Source organism: Microbacterium sp. OR16 (assembly GCF_047306725.1).
Taxonomy (GTDB): Bacteria; Actinomycetota; Actinomycetes; order Actinomycetales; family Microbacteriaceae; genus Microbacterium.
The window spans coordinates 2,035,338-2,054,098 of record NZ_JAZEXK010000001.1; the positions used below are offsets into that span (position 1 = coordinate 2,035,338).

General features: G+C 66.2%; 17 protein-coding genes. 10 read left to right on the forward strand and 7 right to left on the reverse strand.

Going from position 1 to position 18,761, the window contains the following annotated elements; genetic code table 11:
* Positions 1-906: 906 nt before the first annotated feature.
* The 6 genes from rsmG to rpmH all read right to left on the reverse strand — a co-directional run bounded on the left by rsmG (position 907) and on the right by rpmH (position 3,955).
* A complete protein-coding gene (gene rsmG / locus V2S05_RS09900) occupies positions 907-1,533 on the reverse strand; it encodes a 16S rRNA (guanine(527)-N(7))-methyltransferase RsmG (protein WP_413634983.1) in 627 nt (208 codons plus the stop codon).
* An 80-nt stretch (positions 1,534-1,613) separates the two neighbouring features.
* Positions 1,614-2,102, reverse strand: coding sequence for a protein jag (locus tag V2S05_RS09905; RefSeq protein WP_413634985.1), 489 nt, complete (start codon positions 2,100-2,102; stop codon positions 1,614-1,616).
* The gene (gene yidC / locus V2S05_RS09910; RefSeq protein ID WP_271639027.1) at positions 2,102-3,109 is read right to left on the reverse strand and encodes a membrane protein insertase YidC; all 1,008 of its coding nucleotides are present in this window, start codon (positions 3,107-3,109) and stop codon (positions 2,102-2,104) included. The genes V2S05_RS09905 and yidC overlap by 1 nt, the downstream gene beginning before the upstream one ends.
* Before the next feature lie 3 nt (positions 3,110-3,112).
* Positions 3,113-3,463 (reverse strand): membrane protein insertion efficiency factor YidD, encoded by a 351-nt coding sequence (gene yidD, locus V2S05_RS09915; protein ID WP_413634986.1) that lies wholly within the window; start codon positions 3,461-3,463, stop codon positions 3,113-3,115.
* Positions 3,460-3,810 carry a ribonuclease P protein component gene (gene rnpA, locus V2S05_RS09920; protein WP_413634988.1) on the reverse strand — a complete coding sequence of 117 codons (351 nt, stop codon included), beginning with the start codon at positions 3,808-3,810 and terminating at the stop codon, positions 3,460-3,462. The genes yidD and rnpA overlap by 4 nt, the downstream gene beginning before the upstream one ends.
* Before the next feature lie 7 nt (positions 3,811-3,817).
* The gene (rpmH, locus tag V2S05_RS09925; protein WP_022879826.1) at positions 3,818-3,955 is read right to left on the reverse strand and encodes a 50S ribosomal protein L34; all 138 of its coding nucleotides are present in this window, start codon (positions 3,953-3,955) and stop codon (positions 3,818-3,820) included.
* A gap of 343 nt (positions 3,956-4,298) precedes the next feature.
* On the opposite strand from rpmH, the gene dnaA reads away from it, so the two are divergent.
* The 7 genes from dnaA to V2S05_RS09960 all read left to right on the forward strand — a co-directional run bounded on the left by dnaA (position 4,299) and on the right by V2S05_RS09960 (position 15,017).
* Complete coding sequence (gene dnaA, locus V2S05_RS09930; RefSeq protein WP_271639018.1) at positions 4,299-5,693, forward strand: chromosomal replication initiator protein DnaA; 1,395 nt, start codon at positions 4,299-4,301, stop codon at positions 5,691-5,693.
* A 417-nt stretch (positions 5,694-6,110) separates the two neighbouring features.
* A complete protein-coding gene (gene dnaN, locus V2S05_RS09935; protein ID WP_271639017.1) occupies positions 6,111-7,253 on the forward strand; it encodes a DNA polymerase III subunit beta in 1,143 nt (380 codons plus the stop codon).
* An 895-nt stretch (positions 7,254-8,148) separates the two neighbouring features.
* Positions 8,149-9,324 (forward strand): DNA replication/repair protein RecF, encoded by a 1,176-nt coding sequence (recF, locus tag V2S05_RS09940; RefSeq protein ID WP_413634991.1) that lies wholly within the window; start codon positions 8,149-8,151, stop codon positions 9,322-9,324.
* Entirely contained in the window at positions 9,302-9,814 is a 513-nt protein-coding gene (locus tag V2S05_RS09945) for a DUF721 domain-containing protein (RefSeq protein ID WP_413634992.1), read from the forward strand. The genes recF and V2S05_RS09945 overlap by 23 nt, the downstream gene beginning before the upstream one ends.
* 116 nt (positions 9,815-9,930) lie before the next feature.
* Positions 9,931-11,979: a DNA topoisomerase (ATP-hydrolyzing) subunit B gene (gene gyrB / locus V2S05_RS09950; protein WP_413634994.1), complete on the forward strand. Its 2,049-nt coding sequence runs from the start codon at positions 9,931-9,933 to the stop codon at positions 11,977-11,979.
* A gap of 54 nt (positions 11,980-12,033) precedes the next feature.
* Entirely contained in the window at positions 12,034-14,592 is a 2,559-nt protein-coding gene (gyrA, locus tag V2S05_RS09955; RefSeq protein WP_413634995.1) for a DNA gyrase subunit A, read from the forward strand.
* 20 nt (positions 14,593-14,612) lie between these two features.
* Positions 14,613-15,017, forward strand: a complete 405-nt coding sequence (locus V2S05_RS09960; protein WP_101188886.1) for a DUF3566 domain-containing protein — start codon at positions 14,613-14,615, stop codon at positions 15,015-15,017.
* A 61-nt stretch (positions 15,018-15,078) separates the two neighbouring features.
* On the opposite strand, the gene V2S05_RS09965 is transcribed toward V2S05_RS09960, so the two are convergent.
* Positions 15,079-15,801 (reverse strand): VIT family protein, encoded by a 723-nt coding sequence (locus V2S05_RS09965; RefSeq protein ID WP_413634996.1) that lies wholly within the window; start codon positions 15,799-15,801, stop codon positions 15,079-15,081.
* 107 nt (positions 15,802-15,908) lie between these two features.
* Here V2S05_RS09965 and V2S05_RS09970 point away from each other — a divergent pair, with 107 nt between their 5' ends.
* The 3 genes from V2S05_RS09970 to V2S05_RS09980 are packed head-to-tail and all read left to right on the forward strand — an operon-like array spanning position 15,909 to position 18,732.
* Entirely contained in the window at positions 15,909-17,243 is a 1,335-nt protein-coding gene (locus V2S05_RS09970) for a sensor histidine kinase (RefSeq protein WP_413634997.1), read from the forward strand.
* On the forward strand, positions 17,231-17,932 hold the full coding sequence (locus V2S05_RS09975) for a LuxR C-terminal-related transcriptional regulator (protein ID WP_413634999.1): 702 nt from the start codon (positions 17,231-17,233) through the stop codon (positions 17,930-17,932). Before V2S05_RS09970 ends, V2S05_RS09975 begins: the two co-directional genes overlap by 13 nt.
* Positions 17,929-18,732, forward strand: a complete 804-nt coding sequence (locus V2S05_RS09980) for a hypothetical protein (RefSeq protein WP_271639007.1) — start codon at positions 17,929-17,931, stop codon at positions 18,730-18,732. Before V2S05_RS09975 ends, V2S05_RS09980 begins: the two co-directional genes overlap by 4 nt.
* Positions 18,733-18,761 lie beyond the last annotated feature (29 nt).

Consider the following 18,761-nt stretch of genomic DNA (forward strand, 5'->3'; position numbering starts at 1 on the left):
CTTTACCTCGCGAGGGCGGCGGGCCGGCCAGATGGGCAGGCGCACCGATCGCATGCCCATGCGTCCAACCCGCGTAAGCGACATCTCGAGAGAACACCTATAGGTTCCAACGCCCGCACCTGCACATCATTCAGCAGAAGCACCGTCGGTTGTCGCATCCACTGCGAGCGACCTCGGCCAGCACTCAACACCCCTCTCACAGCTCAGGCGGCGCACGGCGGCTAGACCTCCGCCGCGAACGTGGGGGCCGCCTGCGATGGGTTCACTCAGATGGAGCGGCACTTCTGCGTGGTCCGGTGACAGATTGTTCGCTGCAGAATGCGTGGCGCACACTCAGTCACACATCACTCTCTTGTCTGCCGCGCCGCATCGTCAAACAAAAGTCGGATTGATCGCCGGGCCCGGGTTCTAGGCATGGTTCTCCGAGTCTCGTCGACGCGCTGCTGACTGAACCGCAGAGCACGCAGGTGGATCTCTGCTGCTCACCGGCGTCTCCCGTGCAGCGTTTCACGTGAAACGCTCATGTTGCGTCGGGAACCGCGACACCAGGCGTTGGGTTAGGGGGCCGGTCAGTGCGGGGCTGCGGATGCGTGCTCTGCGTAACCGGGGCCTTGTGCTCCACGGGGTGCAGCGTTTCACGTGAAACGTCGCCGGCGGTCTCCGGGTACGGCGAATCAGCAGGAGGACATCGTCAACAGGCATCAGGCGTTTCGACTCGCTGGTCTCTCTCGACGACAGGGAAGGAGAATACATGCACGAGATCACGGGCGCGTTTCGACTCACTTCGCTCGCTCAACGACCGGGAAGCGGACCATCATCGAAACGGTAAAGACGCCTTCGACCGAGCGGGACGCGCGCGTTCCGACTCGCTTCGCTCGCTCGACGACCGGGGAGCGGGACGCCGCGTCAGGCGCGGACGCGGGCTCGGACGACTCGAGTGGGCTCAGACAGTACGCCCTCCCCCAGCACCTCGACCGACACGTCCGTCACCTTGTGCTTCTTCAGCACCTTCTGCGCCGACTCGATCTCCGCCGGCACGTTGTGACCCTTGAGCAGGATCAGCTCGCCGCCGTCCCTGACGAGGGGAGCGGTGATCGGCACCAGTGTGCGCATGGCGCTGACGGCGCGCGCCGTGACGACGTCGAACTCGAGACCCACGTCCTCCGCCCGAGCCCGCATGACTTTCACGTTGTCGAGACCCAGGGCCTCGACCTGCTCGTTCAGCCAGGTGACCCGCCGGTCCATCGGTTCGATCAGGGTCCACTGCACATCCGGCCGGCTGATAGCGAGAACGACACCGGGGAGCCCCGCGCCGGACCCAACGTCCGCGACCGACCCTGAGAACAGAGGTGCGGCGATGGCGGAGTTCAGGATGTGTCGCGTCCAGATCCGAGGCAATTCGAGCGGCCCGATCAGCCCGCGAAGCTCGCCCTCGGCAACTAGCGCTTTCGTGAACGATCGGGCCAATTCAATGCGATCACCGAAGATATCCACGGCCGCCGCGGGTTCAGTCTCAACCAAAGAGCTGGTCATGAGGCAAATCCTAGAGATAAGGGGGTGACGACGTTGAATTCGCCGTGATCGAAGCGCACAGATGCGTCAGCGCAGATACGTCAGCCGCGCGAGATCACCGTGTGACGGTCGGCACCGTCTCCGTACGACTCCGACGTGAGGCCTCGCTCCGACACGATGTCGTGCACGAGCTTGCGCTCATAACTCGACATCGAGGGCAGTGATGCCTGAGTTGCTCCTTCGTCGAGCTTGGCGACCGCGGCATCCACCAGCTGCTCCAGCTGACGCCGCCGCGTGTCACGCGATCCTCCGATGTCGAGGATCAGCCGCGAGAAGCTTCCGGTGCGGCTCTGCACGGCCAGGCGGGTGAGCTCCTGAAGAGCCTGAACGGTGTCGGGCTCCGAAAGCACCGACAGGCCATCGCCTTCCGCCTCGACCGAGACGTACGCACGGCCCTGACGGACATCCAGGTTCAGGTCGCCGTCGATGTCGGCGATATCGAGCAGCTCTTCGATGAAGTCCGCAGCGACGTCACCCTCGTGCTCCAGCTCCTCGACAGAGGGAGCGGTCTTCACGTCTTCGGTGGTCATCAGTTCGAGCCCTTCTTCTTGGCGCGCTTCTTGCTCATCGGCTGCTCGCGCTTAGGAGCCTCGGCCTTGGCCTTCTCGATCTCCTCGAGCTTGCGCTGCTGCTCGGCCTCGAACACCGACATCGGTACGACCTTTCCCTGCGCGTTGACCGCCTTGCCCTTGCGAGCCAGGCGCTCCTCCCGGGCCTTGGCCGCCTCGGATCCAGGCGTCGGCATCTCGCGGATGACGAGGAACTGCTGCGCCATGGTCCACAGGTTCGAGACGAACCAGTACATGACGACACCGAGGGGGAAGAAGACTCCCGAGAAGATGAAGCCCAGCGGCAGCACGTAGAGCATGATCTTCTGCATCTGGTACGCCTGGCCGGTCTTGGCCTCGGGCGACAGGTTCTTCGAGATGATCTGCAACTGCGTGTAGAACTGCGAGCCGATCATCAGCGCGACGAGGATCGCGAGCAGCACGATGGCCGGGGTGTTGCCGGCGCTCCATGCTTCACCGAGGGTCTCGTGCAGAGACACGGTCCCGAACACCTTCGCGTCGTAGAACTGCTCGGTGAGCCGGGCGTTCAGCAGACCCACGCCGCCGATGCCGTCGTTGTGGTGCTTGGTCACATCGTTCAGCACGCTGAACAAGGCGAAGAAGATGGGCATCTGCACCAGCAGAGGCAGACAGCTCGACATCGGCGTCGTGCCGTGCTTCTTGTACAGCGCCATCGTCTCGCGGCTCATGGCCTCGCGAGACAGCTGGTCCTTCTTGCCGCGGTACTTCTCCTGAACTTTTCGCAGCTCAGGAGCGATTTCCATCATCTTCCGCTGGCTCTTGATCTGCTTCACGAACAGCGGGAACACCGCCGCGCGCACCACGATCACCAGACCGACGATAGACAGCACCCAGGTCAGGCCATCGGCCGGCGCCATGCCGATCGTCGTGAACAGCCAGTGCCAGGCGACGAGAATGAGCTCAACAGCCCACTTCAGCGGCCACAGGATGGTTCCCAGGAGGTCCACTGTTCAGTCCTTTCGAGCAGGTACGACGAACCCCCGGGGGGTCAGGTCGTATCGGAAATGAGCGTGGGGCTTGACGTCATCGACGCCGCCCTTGCTCCACGGATTGCATCGCAGGATGCGCCAGGCGGAGAGCACTGCTCCCCAGACGGCGCCGTTCTGCTGAACCGCTCCTACAGCGTACGCGGAACAGGACGGGTAATACCTGCACACGTCCCCATAGAGCGGGGAGATCACCGCGCGGTAGAGGGTGAGTATCGAGAGAACGACGTTGCGCGGCACGAGCAGGATGCCGCGCAGCAGATCGGATGCTCGAAACCGTGCCGTTCCGCAGGAGTAGGAGGGCAGCGCGCTCATGCGCGCGCCGATCCGACGAGCACGCGACGCAGACAGCGCTCGACATCGGTGCGCAGAGACGAGAAGTCGGCCTCGGCTGATGCAGGAAGGGCACGGATGACGACATCCGTGCCCTCAGGAACCATGTCGATGAACTCCGCACACACGGCCTTGAGGCGTCGGCGAACGGTGTTGCGAACCACTGCGGTTCCTACCTGCTTGCTGATGATGAACCCGAATCGGGGAGCCCGGTCTTCCGCGCCGTGAAGCACGGATGTGATCAGGCGCGGGCCGCCGCATCGCGTTCCCCGGCGGACCACCTGTCGGTAGTCGACGCCACGGGTCAGTCGATTCGACCGGGCGAGCACTGGGCTGTCAGGCCGAGAGCTCGGTGCGGCCCTTCGCGCGGCGAGCCGACAGGATGGCGCGGCCGGCGCGGGTGCGCATACGGGCGCGGAAGCCGTGCTTCTTGGCGCGACGACGGTTGTTGGGCTGGAAAGTGCGCTTGCTCATGGAATCACTCCGGGAATGGTGTCACCGGGTCTAATCAACCGGAGACGGGGGGTACTGCCTGAATGGCATAAGTCAACCGATTAAGGGTACGACCTGCCGCGACGCAGGGCAAATCCGCGCCCGGATGCCGCGGTCGAATCCACCGGATCACCACGCCGCGGCTGTCGAGTTGCGCACACCCATTATCCACAACTGTGAAGATCTCGGTCACACACGACACACCCGCGTGTTTCCAGGGGCGGCTTGCTGTTAACCGGCCCGGTGACTACCGTGGCATCCGACGTTATCCACAGGGGAAGATCACGCTTCACGGCGCGTTTTCCACAACTTCGCCCGGAGCACCATGACCTCTGCCGCCCATCCCGATGTGCCCATCTGGTCGACCCTGCTCGAACGACTCGCCGAGGATGATCGCGTCAGTCCTCAGCTGCACGGCTTTCTGAGCCTGGTCGTGCCGGCCGGCGTGATGGGCGGAGTGCTGTACCTGGACGTCCCGAACGACCTCACGGCAGCGCAGATCAACAAGCGGCTGCGCGTGCCCATGATGGAGGCGCTCTCCGCGATCGGCGACGAGGTCGCCTCGTACCGCACCGTCGTGAATCACGAACTCGTGGATCAGCCCACCGCCCCGATCGCCGTCTCTGATTTCCCGCTCGCCGAGCCGGCCCGCGTCGAGTCCCCCATGGAGCAGCAGCCCGCTCCCGTCCGCCACGAGTCGCGTCTGAACCCCAAGTACACCTTCGACAACTTCGTCATCGGCCAGTCCAACCGGTTCGCTCATGCAGCGGCCGTCGCCGTCGCCGAGGCGCCGGCGAAGGCCTACAACCCCCTGTTCATCTACGGCGACTCCGGTCTCGGCAAGACGCACCTGCTGCACGCGATCGGCGACTACGCGCAGTCGCTGTACGCCGGAGTGAAGGTGCGGTACGTCTCGAGCGAGGAGTTCACGAACGACTTCATCAACTCGATCGCCAACAACCGCGGTGCCGCGTTCCAGAGCCGCTACCGCGAGGTCGACATCCTGCTGATCGACGACATCCAGTTCCTGCAGGGTCGCGCCGAGACGCAGGAGGCGTTCTTCCACACCTTCAACCAGCTGCACGATCACAACAAGCAGGTCGTGATCACCAGTGACGTGGCTCCCAAGCTGCTCACCGGTTTCGAGGATCGCATGCGCAGCCGGTTCGAGTGGGGCCTCATCACCGACGTGCAGGCGCCCGACCTGGAGACCCGCATCGCGATCCTGCGCAAGAAGGCGCAGAGCGAGTCGCTGCACATCCCCGATGAGGTGCTCGAATACATCGCGACCGTCGTGTCCTCGAACATCCGCGAACTCGAGGGCGCTCTCATCCGCGTGTCGGCGTTCGCCAGCCTGAACCGCTCGATGCTCGACATCTCGCTGGCCCAGACGGTTCTGCGCGACATCGTCGACACCACCGAAGACAACATCATCTCGCCGACCGACATCATCACGGCGACGGCGGCCTACTTCAAGCTCACGGTCGACGACCTGTACGGATCGAGCCGGTCGCAGCAGATCGCGACCGCGCGTCAGATCGCGATGTACCTGTGCCGTGAGCGCACGAGCCTGTCGCTGCCGAAGATCGGCCAGCTCTTCGGCAACCGCGATCACACCACCGTGATGTACGCCTGCAAGAAGATCAGCGAGCTCATGAAGCAGCGTCGATCCCTCTACAACCAGGTCACCGAGATCACCACTCAGATCAGCCGCCGCTGATCGGACGACACGCCTGATCCCACGCGAATTCCCGACGGTTGTCCGCAGGCCCTGTGGATAAGTTGTGGAAACAACAGCCTCCGGATGCCCGCGACACCGCCTGCCTGTGGATAAGCGGCACCTGCGCTAGAGACCCCCACACCCTCGCATCCCGCGGATTCCTCAGGGATTCCACATGTGACACGTCTGTAGTTTCCTACTCTCCGCTGATATCCACCGAGTTATCCACAGAATCCACAGTTGTTAACACCGTTAAGAGAACTCCATCAGGACAGGGCTCATCCGATGACCAGACGGATGTGGACGAACCGCCCTCGTCGACGGATTCCCGGTGGTGGACGGCTCGTCACCTGCGGCTAGCATGGGATCGCCTGCAGTGCGCCCGCTGCAGTGAGCAGAGGCAACGAGGGAGCGCCCGTGAGGTTCCAGGTCAACCGCGATGTGTTCAGCGAGGCTGTGTCCTTCGTCGTCAAGCTGCTCCCGCAGCGCAATCCGCAGCCCATCCTCGCGGGTGTGCTCATCGAGGCATCCGGTGAGGGACTGACCCTCTCGGCCTTCGACTACGAAGCGTCCGCACGCACGACAATCGAGGCGACGGTCGACGATCCCGGCACGATCCTCGTGCACGGACGTCTGCTCTCCGACATCGCGAGCCGCCTGCCCAACGCGCCCATCGAGATCGCCGTCGAGGACGACGGCGGCGTCGCGGTGACGTGCGGGTCGGCCCGATTCACCCTCGCCGCCATGCCGGTCGAGGAATATCCCTCGATCCCTGAGGTCACCGGGGCGACCGGCGTCGTTCCCGCCGAGGATTTCGCGACCGCGATCGCACAGGTCGCGTTCGCCGCTTCCCGCGACGACGTCACCCCTGTGCTCACTGGTGTGCAGCTCGAGGTCGCGGATCACAACCTCAGCCTGGTCGCCACCGACCGCTACCGCGTGTCGCTGCGTGACGTGCCGTGGGACGGCGAGGTCGCCGAGCAGTCCGCGCTGGTGCCTGCGCGCACCCTGACCGAGGTCGGCAAGACGTTCGCTCACGCCGGCACGATCGAGGTCGCCTTCTCGGGTGCAGGGGATCGCGAGATCATCGCCTTCACCGCCGGCAACAAGACGGTCACATCTCTCCTGATCAAGGGAAATTTCCCGCCTGTGCGCCGGCTCTTCCCCGAGCAGACCGACCACTACGCGGTCGTCAACACGGCTGAGCTCATCGAGGCCGTCCGTCGCGTCGCGCTGGTGCTCGACCGCTCCGCGCCGCTGCGATTCACCTTCGGCGCCGACGGGGTGACGATGGATGCCTCCGGCAGCGAGCAGGCGCGGGCATCCGAATCGGTCGACGCCCACCTCAACGGCGGCGACGAGGTGACCCTGGGGCTCAACCCGCAGTACCTGCTCGAAGCGCTGGGCGCAGTGCGCAGCGAGTTCACGCGGGTGACGTTCACCTCCAGCGACAACGCCAACAAGCTCAGCCCGGTGCTGATCACCAGCCAGACCTCGGTCGATCAGGCCGGCCTCGACTCGTTCAAGTACCTGCTGCAGCCGAACCTGCTGCTGCGCTGAAATGCGCGTCGGGGTCTATGTCGACGGTTTCAACCTGTACTACGGAGCGCGCCGACTGTGCGGCCGTGGAACTTCTGGATGGCGGTGGCTCGACCTCAGGGCTCTCGCCCAGGGGCTACTAGCCGGCCCCGGCGCTCGGTGGAGTTCAGCTTCGATCGAACGAGTCGTGTACTGCTCGGCAAGGGTCAGCGGTGCGGACAACCCCGCAGGACAGCGCGATCAGGACACATATCTGCGAGCCCTGTCGGCGCACGGCGCCATCGATGTCATGGAGATGGGAAGCTACGTCTCCCGCGTCGCTACCGCTCCATTGGCTACCCCCGACAGACGCGGACGTCCCGTGCTGACCACGCCCCACTGGCCGATCATGACCAGAGATTCCCAGGGGAACGACATGCCAGGCTCGACGTTCATGGTGTCAGTGGCTCGTCGGGAGGAAAAGGGATCCGATGTCAACGTCGCATCCCATCTCCTTCTCGACGTGTTGGAGGGTCGGATCGACGGTGCCATGGTCATCAGTAACGACAGTGATCTTGCTCTCCCCATTGCCGAAGCTCGTAAGCGCGTTCCAGTAGGCACGATCAACCCCACTCCGGCCTATCGAGCGGGCGCCCTCGGCGGGACTCCGCTTGACGGGGTCGGGGGACATTGGTGGCATCAGCTGGCAGAATCCGAACTGAGATCCGCACAGTTGCCTGCCAATATCGGGCGCTTGGTACGGCCTTCAGGATGGTGAGAGTTCTTTACAGAACGTGATAGCGTATGACACATACCACTCGGTCCCTCTGGGGCCGAGTTTTTCTTTTGGTCTCAGTTCGCGGAGGCTCGCTCAACGACCGGCAGGCACAAGCCCTGAGAGCGGGCCGATGTCGGGGCCCGAAGGTAGGCTGTAGCGGTGATTGTGGAGCACCTGAACCTGGTCGATTTCCGCAATTACGCGACCGCCGACCTGGCCCTGCACCGCGGCCCGAACGTGCTGGTCGGCAGCAACGGGCAGGGCAAGACCAATCTCGCCGAGGCGATCGTCTTCCTCGCCACGCTCGGCTCGCACCGCGTGTCATCCGATGCGCCCATGGTGAAGGACACGAAGGACTTCGCCGTCATCCGGGCGCGTCTCGCGCACGGTGAGCGCAAGGTGCTCGTGGAGGTGCAGCTCAATCGGCAGGGGTCGAACAAGGCGCGGATCAACGGCTCCCCGTCGAAGACCAACGAGCTGCCGCGCTACGCGCATGTGGTGCTGTTCGCGCCGGAAGATCTGCAGATCGTGCGCGGAGACCCATCAGCGCGCAGAAGATTCGCTGATCAGATGCTGATTCAGCGCACCCCCCGAATGGCCGGCGTGATCGCCGACTACGAGCGTGTGCTGCGCCAGCGCACCGCGCTGTTGAAGTCGGCGCGGGCGCGAGGCGTGCGCGGTGAGGGGCTGTCGACCCTCGACGTGTGGGACGACAAGCTCATCGCACTCGGGTCGGAGATCATCCACGCCAGGCTGCGTCTCGCCGCGGACCTGCAGGGTCCGGTGACGGATGCCTACGCGGCGATCGCCGGTGCTGACCATCGCCCGCAGCTCGACTGGGCGCTGTCGGTGCGTGGTGCCGATCCGGAGGACGAGACCGACGACGAGGGCGACGCCGATCCGCGCGGCGAGATCGCCGACCAATTCCGCGCGGCACTGCAGGCAAAGCGGGTCAGGGAGATCGAGCGCGGCCTGACTCTCGTCGGTCCACACCGCGACGATCTGATCCTGCGCGTGCGCGACCTTCCCGTGAAAGGCTATGCCTCCCACGGTGAATCGTGGTCGGTCGCTCTGGCGCTGCGACTGGCATCCGCCGAGCTGCTGCGCACCGAATCACCGGCCGGCGACCCCGTGCTGATCCTCGACGACGTCTTCGCCGAGCTCGATGCCGACCGCCGGCAGCGGCTGGCGGCGCTGACCGCCGGATACGAGCAGGTGATCGTCACGGCCGCGGTCGAGGCCGACATCCCCGAGCCGCTGCACCGTCACGTCGTGCGGATCAGCGCCGGCACCATCACCGACGAGCGGGAGGATGCCGATGAGCCGGGTCCCTGAGCCCGTCGACGGGCCGCACCCTCCCGAGACGATCGCGACCTACCTGCGCCTGCGCGGATTGAAGCCGAGTGCGAAGAACTGGAAGCGCAAGAAGCGCATCGAGGTCGATGACGACAACGCCCCGTTCACCAAGGGCCGCGACCCGGGCATGCTCGGCGATGTGCTGGCGAAGCTCACCAAGGACTCGGGATGGGAGAAGACCCTCGCCGCCGAGGATCTCGTCAGGCAGTGGGCCGAGCTGGCCGGCGCCGACACGGCCAAGCACTCGGAACCGGTCTCGCTCGAGCGCGGCGTGCTCACCGTGAAATGCGATTCGACGGCGTGGGCGAAGAACCTACAGTTCATGCGCGCGGTCATCATGACCGAGATCGGCACCCGGTATCCGGACGCCGGAGTGCAGAACATCCGCTTCATCGGACCTGACGTCCCGTCGTGGAAACGGGGTCCGCGAGTCGTGCCGGGGCGGGGCCCGCGGGACACCTACGGGTAGGACACCACACCCGCACCCTCAAGCGCTCAGAGGCGATCACACGGCGTTTGAGGCGCATATCGCTGTGCGAAACCACTAGAATGGGATCGTACTTTCGATGTGGAGAACCATTTCTGATGACGCCTGAAGACAACGCCGACGACGCTTCCACGAGCGCACCGATCGAGAACAGCTCCGCGAAGGTCTCCGGCGACTACGGGGCCGACCAGATCCAGATCCTCGAGGGTCTCGAGGCCGTGCGCAAGCGACCCGGCATGTACATCGGCTCCACGGGGCCGCGCGGTCTGCATCACCTCGTGTACGAGATCGTCGACAACTCCGTCGACGAGGCTCTGGCCGGTCATGCCGACAACATCGAGGTCACCATCCTCGAAGACGGTGCGGTGCGCGTGGTCGACAACGGCCGCGGCATCCCGGTCGACCCGCATTCCTCCGATCCCGGCAAGTCGACGGTCGAGGTCGTGCTGACGATCCTGCACGCGGGCGGCAAGTTCGGCGGCGGCGCCTACGCCGTCTCGGGCGGTCTGCACGGCGTCGGCTCGTCGGTGGTGAACGCGCTGTCGACTCGCTTCGACGTCGAGGTCAAGCAGAAGGGCTTCGTCTGGCGGCACCGCTTCGCCGAGGGCGGTGTGCCGCAGCAGAAGCTCGAGAAGGGCGAGGCGACCGACGAGACCGGCACGGCCATCACCTTCTGGCCGGATCCCGAGATCTTCACCGAGACGATCGACTTCGACTACGACACGCTGCGCACGCGCTTCCAGCAGATGGCGTTCCTTAACAAGGGGCTGCGCATCGCGCTGCGCGACGAGCGTCCGGCATCCGCCCTCGAAGACGACGTCGACGGCACCGTCGTCACCCGCCAGCCGTCCGAGGTGTTCCTGTACGAGCGCGGTCTGGTCGACTACGTCGAGTACCTGAACAAGGTGCGAAAGGCCGAGGTCGTCAATGAGGAGATCATCGCGTTCGAGTCCGAGGACACCGAGCGCAAGATCTCGCTGGAGCTGGCGATGCAGTGGACCACCTCGTACACCGAGAACGTGTTCACCTATGCCAACACGATCAACACCCACGAGGGCGGCACGCACGAAGAGGGCTTCCGCGCCGCGCTGACCAGCCTCGTGAACCGCTACGCCCGCGCGAACAACCTGCTCAAGGAGAAGGACGACAACCTCTCCGGCGACGATGTGCGCGAGGGCCTGACCGCGGTGATCTCGATCAAGCTCGGCGAGCCGCAGTTCGAGGGCCAGACCAAGACCAAGCTGGGCAACACCGAGGCCAAGGCGTTCACGCAGAAGATCGTGAACGACCAGCTCGGCGACTGGTTCGACCGCAACCCGCAGCAGGCGAAGAACGTCATCCGCAAGGCGATCGACGCCGCCACGGCCCGGATCGCCGCCCGCAAGGCCCGCGAGACCGCCCGCCGCAAGAGCGTGTTCGAGTCGGCCGCGATGCCCGACAAGCTGAAGGACTGCACGAGCAAGGACCCGTCAATCAGCGAGATCTTCCTCGTCGAGGGAGACTCGGCCGGCGGTTCGGCGGTGCAGGGGCGCGACCCGCACACGCAGGCGATCCTGGCGCTCCGCGGCAAGATCCTCAACGTCGAGCGCGCGCGTCTCGACAAGGCGCTCGGCAACCGCGAGGTGCAGGCGATGATCCAGGCCTTCGGCACCGGCATCGGCGAGGACTTCGACATCGAGAAGGCCCGCTACCACAAGATCGTGCTGATGGCGGATGCCGATGTCGACGGCCAGCACATCACCACGCTGCTGCTCACGCTGCTGTTCCGCTACATGCGCGGACTCATCGAGGCGGGCTTCGTGTACCTCGCGATGCCTCCTCTGTATCGCCTGAAGTGGTCGAACGCGCCGCACGAGTACGTCTACTCCGACGCCGAGCGCGATGCGCTGCTGGCGCACGGCGCCGAGAACGGCAAGCGTCTGCCGAAGGATGCCGGTGTGCAGCGCTACAAGGGTCTGGGCGAGATGAACGCCAAGGAGCTGTGGGAGACGACGATGGATCACACCACGCGCACCCTGCGCCAGATCACCATCGACGATGCCGCAGCGGCGGACGAGATCTTCAGCGTGCTGATGGGTGAGGACGTCGAATCCCGACGCACCTTCATCCAGCGCAACGCCAAGGACGTCCGCTTCCTCGACATCTGATAGCGCGTCTCGTCTCGCTGCGCTCGCTCAACGACCGGTATCGAAAGAACACACATGACTGACGAAGAACGCCCCGACATCACCGCGGGCCACGAGCACGGCCGCATCAACCAGGTCGACCTGCAGTCCGAGATGCAGCGGTCGTACCTCGACTACGCGATGGCGGTCATCGTCGGTCGCGCGCTGCCCGACGTGCGCGACGGACTCAAGCCCGTGCACCGCCGTGTGCTGTACGGCATGTACGACGGCGGCTTCCGCCCCGACAAGTCGTTCTCGAAGTGCGCGCGCGTCGTCGGCGAGGTGATGGGTCAGTACCACCCGCACGGTGACACCGCGATCTACGACACCCTCGTGCGCCTCGTGCAGCCGTGGTCGCTGCGCTACCCGCTCGCGCTCGGGCAGGGCAACTTCGGCTCCCCCGGCAACATGGGCGCCGCCGCTCCCCGGTACACCGAGACGAAGATGGCTCCGCTCGCGCTCGAGATGGTGCGCGACATCGAAGAGGACACCGTCGACTTCTCGCCGAACTACGACGGGCAGACTCAGGAGCCCGACGTGCTGCCCGCGCGGTTCCCGAACCTGCTCGTCAACGGCTCGATCGGCATCGCGGTCGGCATGGCGACCAACATCCCCCCGCACAACCTGCGCGAGGTGTCGGCCGCCGCGCTCTGGGCGCTCGAGAACCCGCAGCTCCCCCGCGAGGAGCTTCTCGAAGGTCTGATTCAGCGCGTTCCAGGACCGGACTTCCCCACCGGCGCGCATATCCTCGGCACCAAGGGCATCCACGAGGCGTATCGCACCGGTCGCGGCTCGATCACGATGCGCGCGATCGTCGAGGTCGAGGAGATTCAGGGTCGCACCTGCCTCGTCATCACCGAGCTGCCGTACCAGGTCAACCCCGACAATCTCGCGGTGAAGATCGGCGACCTGGCCCGCGACGGCAAGATCACCGGCATCGCCGACATCCGCGACGAGTCCTCCGACCGCACCGGTCAGCGCCTCGTCGTCGTGCTCAAGCGCGACGCCGTCGCGAAGGTCGTGCTGAACAACCTCTACAAGCACACCCAGCTGCAGGAGAACTTCGGCGCGAACATGCTCGCGATCGTCGACGGCGTGCCGCGCACGCTCGGCCTCGACGGGTTCATCACCCACTGGCTCGACCACCAGCTCGACGTCATCGTCCGCCGCACCGGATTCCGGCTGCGCAAGGCGCAGGCCCGCATGCACATCCTGCAGGGCTACCTCAAGGCGCTCGACGCACTCGACGAGGTCATCGCCCTGATCCGCCGCTCGCCCACGGTCGACGAGGCGCGCGAGGGCCTGAAGGCGCTGCTCGATATCGACGACGACCAGGCTGAGGCGATCCTGCAGATGCAGCTGCGTCGCCTGGCCGCACTCGAGCGGCAGAAGATCATCGACGAGGCCACCGAGCTCGAGCTGAAGATCGCCGACTACAAGGAGATCATCGCCACCGAGGCACGTCAGCGCGACATCGTGCGTCACGAGCTCACGGAGATCGTCGACCGCTTCGGTGACGAGCGTCGCACGCACATCCTGCACGGCTTCGACGGCGACATGTCGATGGAGGACCTCATCCCCGTCGAGGAGATGGTCGTCACCGTCACCCGTGAGGGATACATCAAGCGCACGCGCAGCGACAACTACCGCTCTCAGCACCGCGGCGGCAAGGGAGTGAAGGGCGCGCAGCTGCGCGCCGACGATCTCGTCGAGCACTTCTTCGTCACCACCACGCACCACTGGCTGCTGTTCTTCACCGACAAGGGTCGCGTCTACCGCACCAAGACCTACGAGGTGCCCGAGGCGGGGCGCGATGCGAAGGGTCAGCACGTTGCGAACCTGCTCGCGCTGCAGCCCGACGAGAAGATCGCCCAGGTGCTCGCGATCAGCGACTACCAGGCGAAGGACTATCTGGTGCTCGCCACTCGCAGCGGACTGGTGAAGAAGACCCGCCTCGGCGATTACGACACAAACCGCCAGGGCGGCGTCATCGCCATCCGACTCCGTGAGACCGACGAGCTGGTCAGCGCGAAGCTCGTCAACTCCGATGAGGACATCCTGCTCATCAGCGCCAAGGGAATGTCGGTGCGCTTCCACGCCACCGACGAGGCGCTGCGACCGATGGGCCGCGCGACCGAGGGCGTGCGGGGCATGAAGTTCAGGGACGACGATGACTGCCTGCTCTCGGCATCCGTCGTCCACGACGAATCCTTCGTCTTCACCGTCACCGACGGCGGGTACGCGAAGCGCACCACCGTCGCCGAGTACAAGGTGCAGAAGCGCGGTGGAACGGGCATCAAGGTCGCCAAGCTGAGCGACGAACGGGGCGTTCTCGCCGGTGGTCTCATCGTCTCCGAGGACGACGAGGTCTTGGTGGTTCTCTCCAGCGGCAAGGTGGTACGCTCTGCCGTGGCCGAGGTGCCGGCCAAGGGTCGCGACACGATGGGAGTCGTGTTCGCCCGCATGTCCGGCGACGATCGCATCCTCGCCGTCGCACGCAACAGCGAGCGCGGCATCGAGGAGGATGACGAGTCTCTCGGCGAGATCGAGGTCTCCGAGCCCGCCACGCCACCCGCTGACACCCCCGAAGCCTGATCCGAAGAGAGCACCGATAGATGAGTACAGTCGCTGACAAGCTGGCGAAGAAGTCCACGCGCAAGACCGGGGGCAAGCAGGTGCGCCTGCGTCTGGTCTACGTCGACTTCTGGTCGGCCGTGAAGCTGTCGTTCCTCGGAGCGGTGGCGTTGGCGATCGTGACCATGGTCTCGTTCTTCCTGGTGTACCTCGTGCTGCAGGCGACGAACGTCATCGCGCAGGTCGGCAAGATCCTCGACACGCTCACCGACGGAGCCATCGATCTGTCGAGCCTCATCGGGCTCCCTCAGATCATGGCCTTCGGCGCGGTCGTCTCGATCCTGAATCTGATCGTGTTCACGGTGCTCGGCGCGGTCATCGCCGGTATCTACAACCTGGCGGTGAAGGTGACCGGCGGTCTGCTCGTCGGGTTCATGTCGAACTAGTCTTTCTGCGAGAAGACCCCCGGCCACGTCGTGGCCGGGGGTCTTCCCATGTCTCGAGCACTCACACCACCCCCGTGGTGCCGAGCAGGGTGCCGATCAGCCAGGTGACCAGCAGGGCGATGGCCCCGCCGACCACGAGTCTCACGGATGCCCGCATCGCCGAGGCACCGCCCACCCGGGCCGAGATCACACCCGTCGCGGCCAGGGCGAGAAGCACGGCGGCGAACGTGACCGGCACGCGCCAGTCCGGTGGCGGCAGCAGGATCGCCAGAAGCGGCAGCAGCGCCCCGATCGTGAACGAGATCGCCGACGAGATCGCCGCGTGCCACGGGTTCACCAGGTCGTGCTGGTCTATGCCGAGCTCGACTTCGAGGTGAGCCGAGAGCGCGTCGTGCTCGGTGAGCTCGATCGCCACCTGCCGAGCGGTCTGCTCGCTGAGCCCGCGCTGTCGGTAGAGCTCGGCCAGCTCCGCCAGCTCCTGCTCCGGCATGGTGCGCAGCTCTTCGCTCTCCTTCGCGATCAGCGCGCGCTCGGTGTCGCGCTGACTGCTGACCGACACGTACTCCCCCAGCGCCATCGAGATCGCACCACCCACCAGCCCCGCCAGACCCGCGACCAGCAGAGCGGCGTTGTCGGTGGTGGCACCGGCGACGCCGACGACGAGAGAGGCCACGGACACGATCCCGTCGTTGGCGCCCAGAACGCCGGCGCGCAGCCAGTTCAGTCGCTGGCCCGTGCCGCCCGAGTGCGGTTCTGCGTCGTGTATCGCGTCAGATGCGCTCATGCTGCCATTGAACCACGCCTGAGCCGCACGGCGGGTAGGGAAAACCCGAACGTGGATGTCTGGTTGCCTCCATGTCGGGACGCTTCGGGGAACCGTAGCTTTGAGTCATGACCACGAATCCGACTCCCCCGGCACCGCCCAGCCCTGAGGCCGCGCCGCCGCCGCCGGCGCCCGCGGCGTACCTTCCGCACACGGGCGTCCCCCGCCCGCCGCTGCGCATCGTCCTCACCATCCTCGAGCTGGCCGCGCTCGGGGCCGTCGGCTCGGCAGCACTGACGGCGCTCAGCGTCGTGCTCGGCGTCGGTCTGGCGCTGCTCTTCGTCTTCGGCATCGGACTGCTGTTCCTGGTCGGCGCGGTCTATGCGATCTACGGCGTCTCGTGGTTCGAGGTGCGTCGCGTGGCGGGCCTCTACGGCGTCGACGTCGCCGACCTGCGCTGGCGGGAGCGCACGAAGCCCGGCTTCGGCGGGTGGCTGCGCAACCTCGCACGGCAGTCGGTCGATGGGCGCATGTGGCGCACGATGCTCAACTTCGTGCTGGCCTGCATCCTCGGCACGATCGTGCTGCGACTGTTCTGGGGCGTGATCTGGTCGGTGTTCTTCGCGTTCGCCCCCCTGTCGTCCGAGGGCAGCGTGGAAGGCCCCTTCGGCAGCTATCTCGCCGTCGAGTGGGCGCCGCTGGTCGGCATCGTCGGGCTCATCGCCGGTCTCGCCGGCATGATCGGCCTCGCCCTGCTGCACCGCGTGCTGAGCCGCGCACTCGTGATCCCCAGCCGCGAGGCCGAGCTCACGGCCCAGGTGCGCACGAGCAGTGCGCAGCGCGCCGGTGCGGTGCGCGCGGCGGAACTCGAGCGCACCCGCATCGAGCGAGACCTGCACGACGGCGTGCAGCCCCGACTCGTGTCGGTGGGAATGACCCTGGGACTTGCGAAGCAGAAGATCGACGCCGACCCGGCGACCGCGAAGTCGCTGATCGACGAGGCGCACACCTCGACGAAGGCGGCCATCACCGAGCTCAGGCAGCTCGCCCGCGGCATCCACACCTCCGTGCTCGACGATCGCGGTCTCGACGCCGCCCTCTCGGCGCTGGCCGGGCGCTCGCACATCCCGGTGCAGCTCGACGTGCGCATCGATCCTTCGGCGACCGGCGCCGGCGCCTCGTGCCGCGATGCCGAGGCCGCCGTCTACTTCGCGATCGCCGAATCGCTGACCAATGCCGCCAAGCACTCCAGAGCCAGCGAATGCCGCGTCGTCGTGCGCAGCCGCGACGGAGGCCTGTGGGCGCGCGTCGAAGACAACGGGATGGGCGGTGCTCAGGTGCAGCCCGGCGGCGGCCTCGACGGCATCACGAACCGCGTGCTCGCCGCCGGAGGCACCTTCCGCCTCGACAGCCCTGTGGGCGGCCCGACCAGCCTGGAGGTGAGCGTGCCATGCGCATCCTGATCTGCGAGGACTCCGTTCTGCTGCGCGAAGGCCTCGTCCGCCTGCTCGACGACGCCGGTCACGAGGTCGTCGCGGCGCTGCCCGACACGACCGGCCTGATGGACGCCGTCACGGCCTCCGCCCCTGACCTGGCCATTCTCGACGTGCGGCTGCCGCCCACATTCACCGAGGAGGGCGTCCGCGCGGCGCTCGCCATCCGAGCAGCGCGGCCGACGCTTCCCCTCCTGGTGCTCTCGCAGTACGTCGAGGAGCGCTACGCCAGCGACCTCATCGCCGCGCAGACGGGCCAGACGCAGGGCGGGGCCCTCGGCTACCTGCTCAAGGACCGGGTGGCCGATGTGGCCGAGTTCGTCGAGTCGGTCGAGCGGATCGCGGCGGGCGGCACGGTGCTCGACCCCGAGGTGGTCGCGCAGCTGCTCACCCGCCGCAACCGCGATGAGCGGATGCTGCGACTGACCGAACGCGAGCGCACGGTGCTCGCACTGATCGCAGAGGGCAGATCGAACAGCGCCATCGCCGGGATGCTGTTCCTCAGCGAGGCGAGCGTCGAGAAGCACATCACCGCGATCTTCCAGAAGCTCGGTCTTGAGCCCGAAGACGGAAACCGGCGGGTGCTGGCCGCACTCGCTCACATCGAGAACCACGGTTCGGCGGACGCCGGCCGCAACGACCAGGGAGGGCTGCGATGAGCGGCACGAAGAAGAGCATCGGCGCGATCACGGTGGTGGTCGCCGCCTTCGGCGGAGCCGTGATGCTCGGCTCCGCGGCATCCGCCGCCGTCACCGGGCTGCAGCAGATCGGTCCGCAGTCGGGGCAGCTCACGACGGATGTCGGTGGCGTGAGCTCGATCGACGTCGAAGTGGGCGGAGCGAACATGCGGATCCTGTTCGACGACGTCGATGACGCCGAGCTGCGAGTCGAAGGCGCATCGACCGGAGGGTGGACGCTGCGTGCGGATGCCGGCCGGCTGGAAGTCCGCGGCCCCGATCGCGGGTTCGACTGGTGGAGTCCGAACTGGCTGCGAGGCGACGAGCGGGCGACCCTCGTGCTGCCGCTCGCTCTGGAGGGAGTGGATGCCGAGCTCACCCTGCAGGCCGGCAGACTCGACGTCACCGGCGAATTCGCCGATCTGGGAGTCGATGTGAACGCCGGGTCGCTCGCGCTGGCCGGGGATGCTCGCGCGCTCGACATCGAGCTGAACGCCGGCCGCGCCGATGTCGAGCTGCGTGGAGTCGAGCAGGCACAGTACCGGATCAGCGCCGGTCGCGTGGTCTCGACGCTCACGAGCGTGCCCGACAGCGTCGACTTCACGGTCTCGGCCGGAGCTCTCGACCTCACTCTGCCCGACCAGGAGTACGACCTGCGCCGCGAGGTGAGCGCCGGATCCCTCGACAGCAGTCTCGATCAGAGCAGTGACAGCAGACATCGGATCACGGGGAATGTCTCCGCCGGATCCGCCACTCTGCGCCCGGGCGGCAGCGGGGAGTGAATCCGAAACGCCCGGCCTGCGCGCAGGCC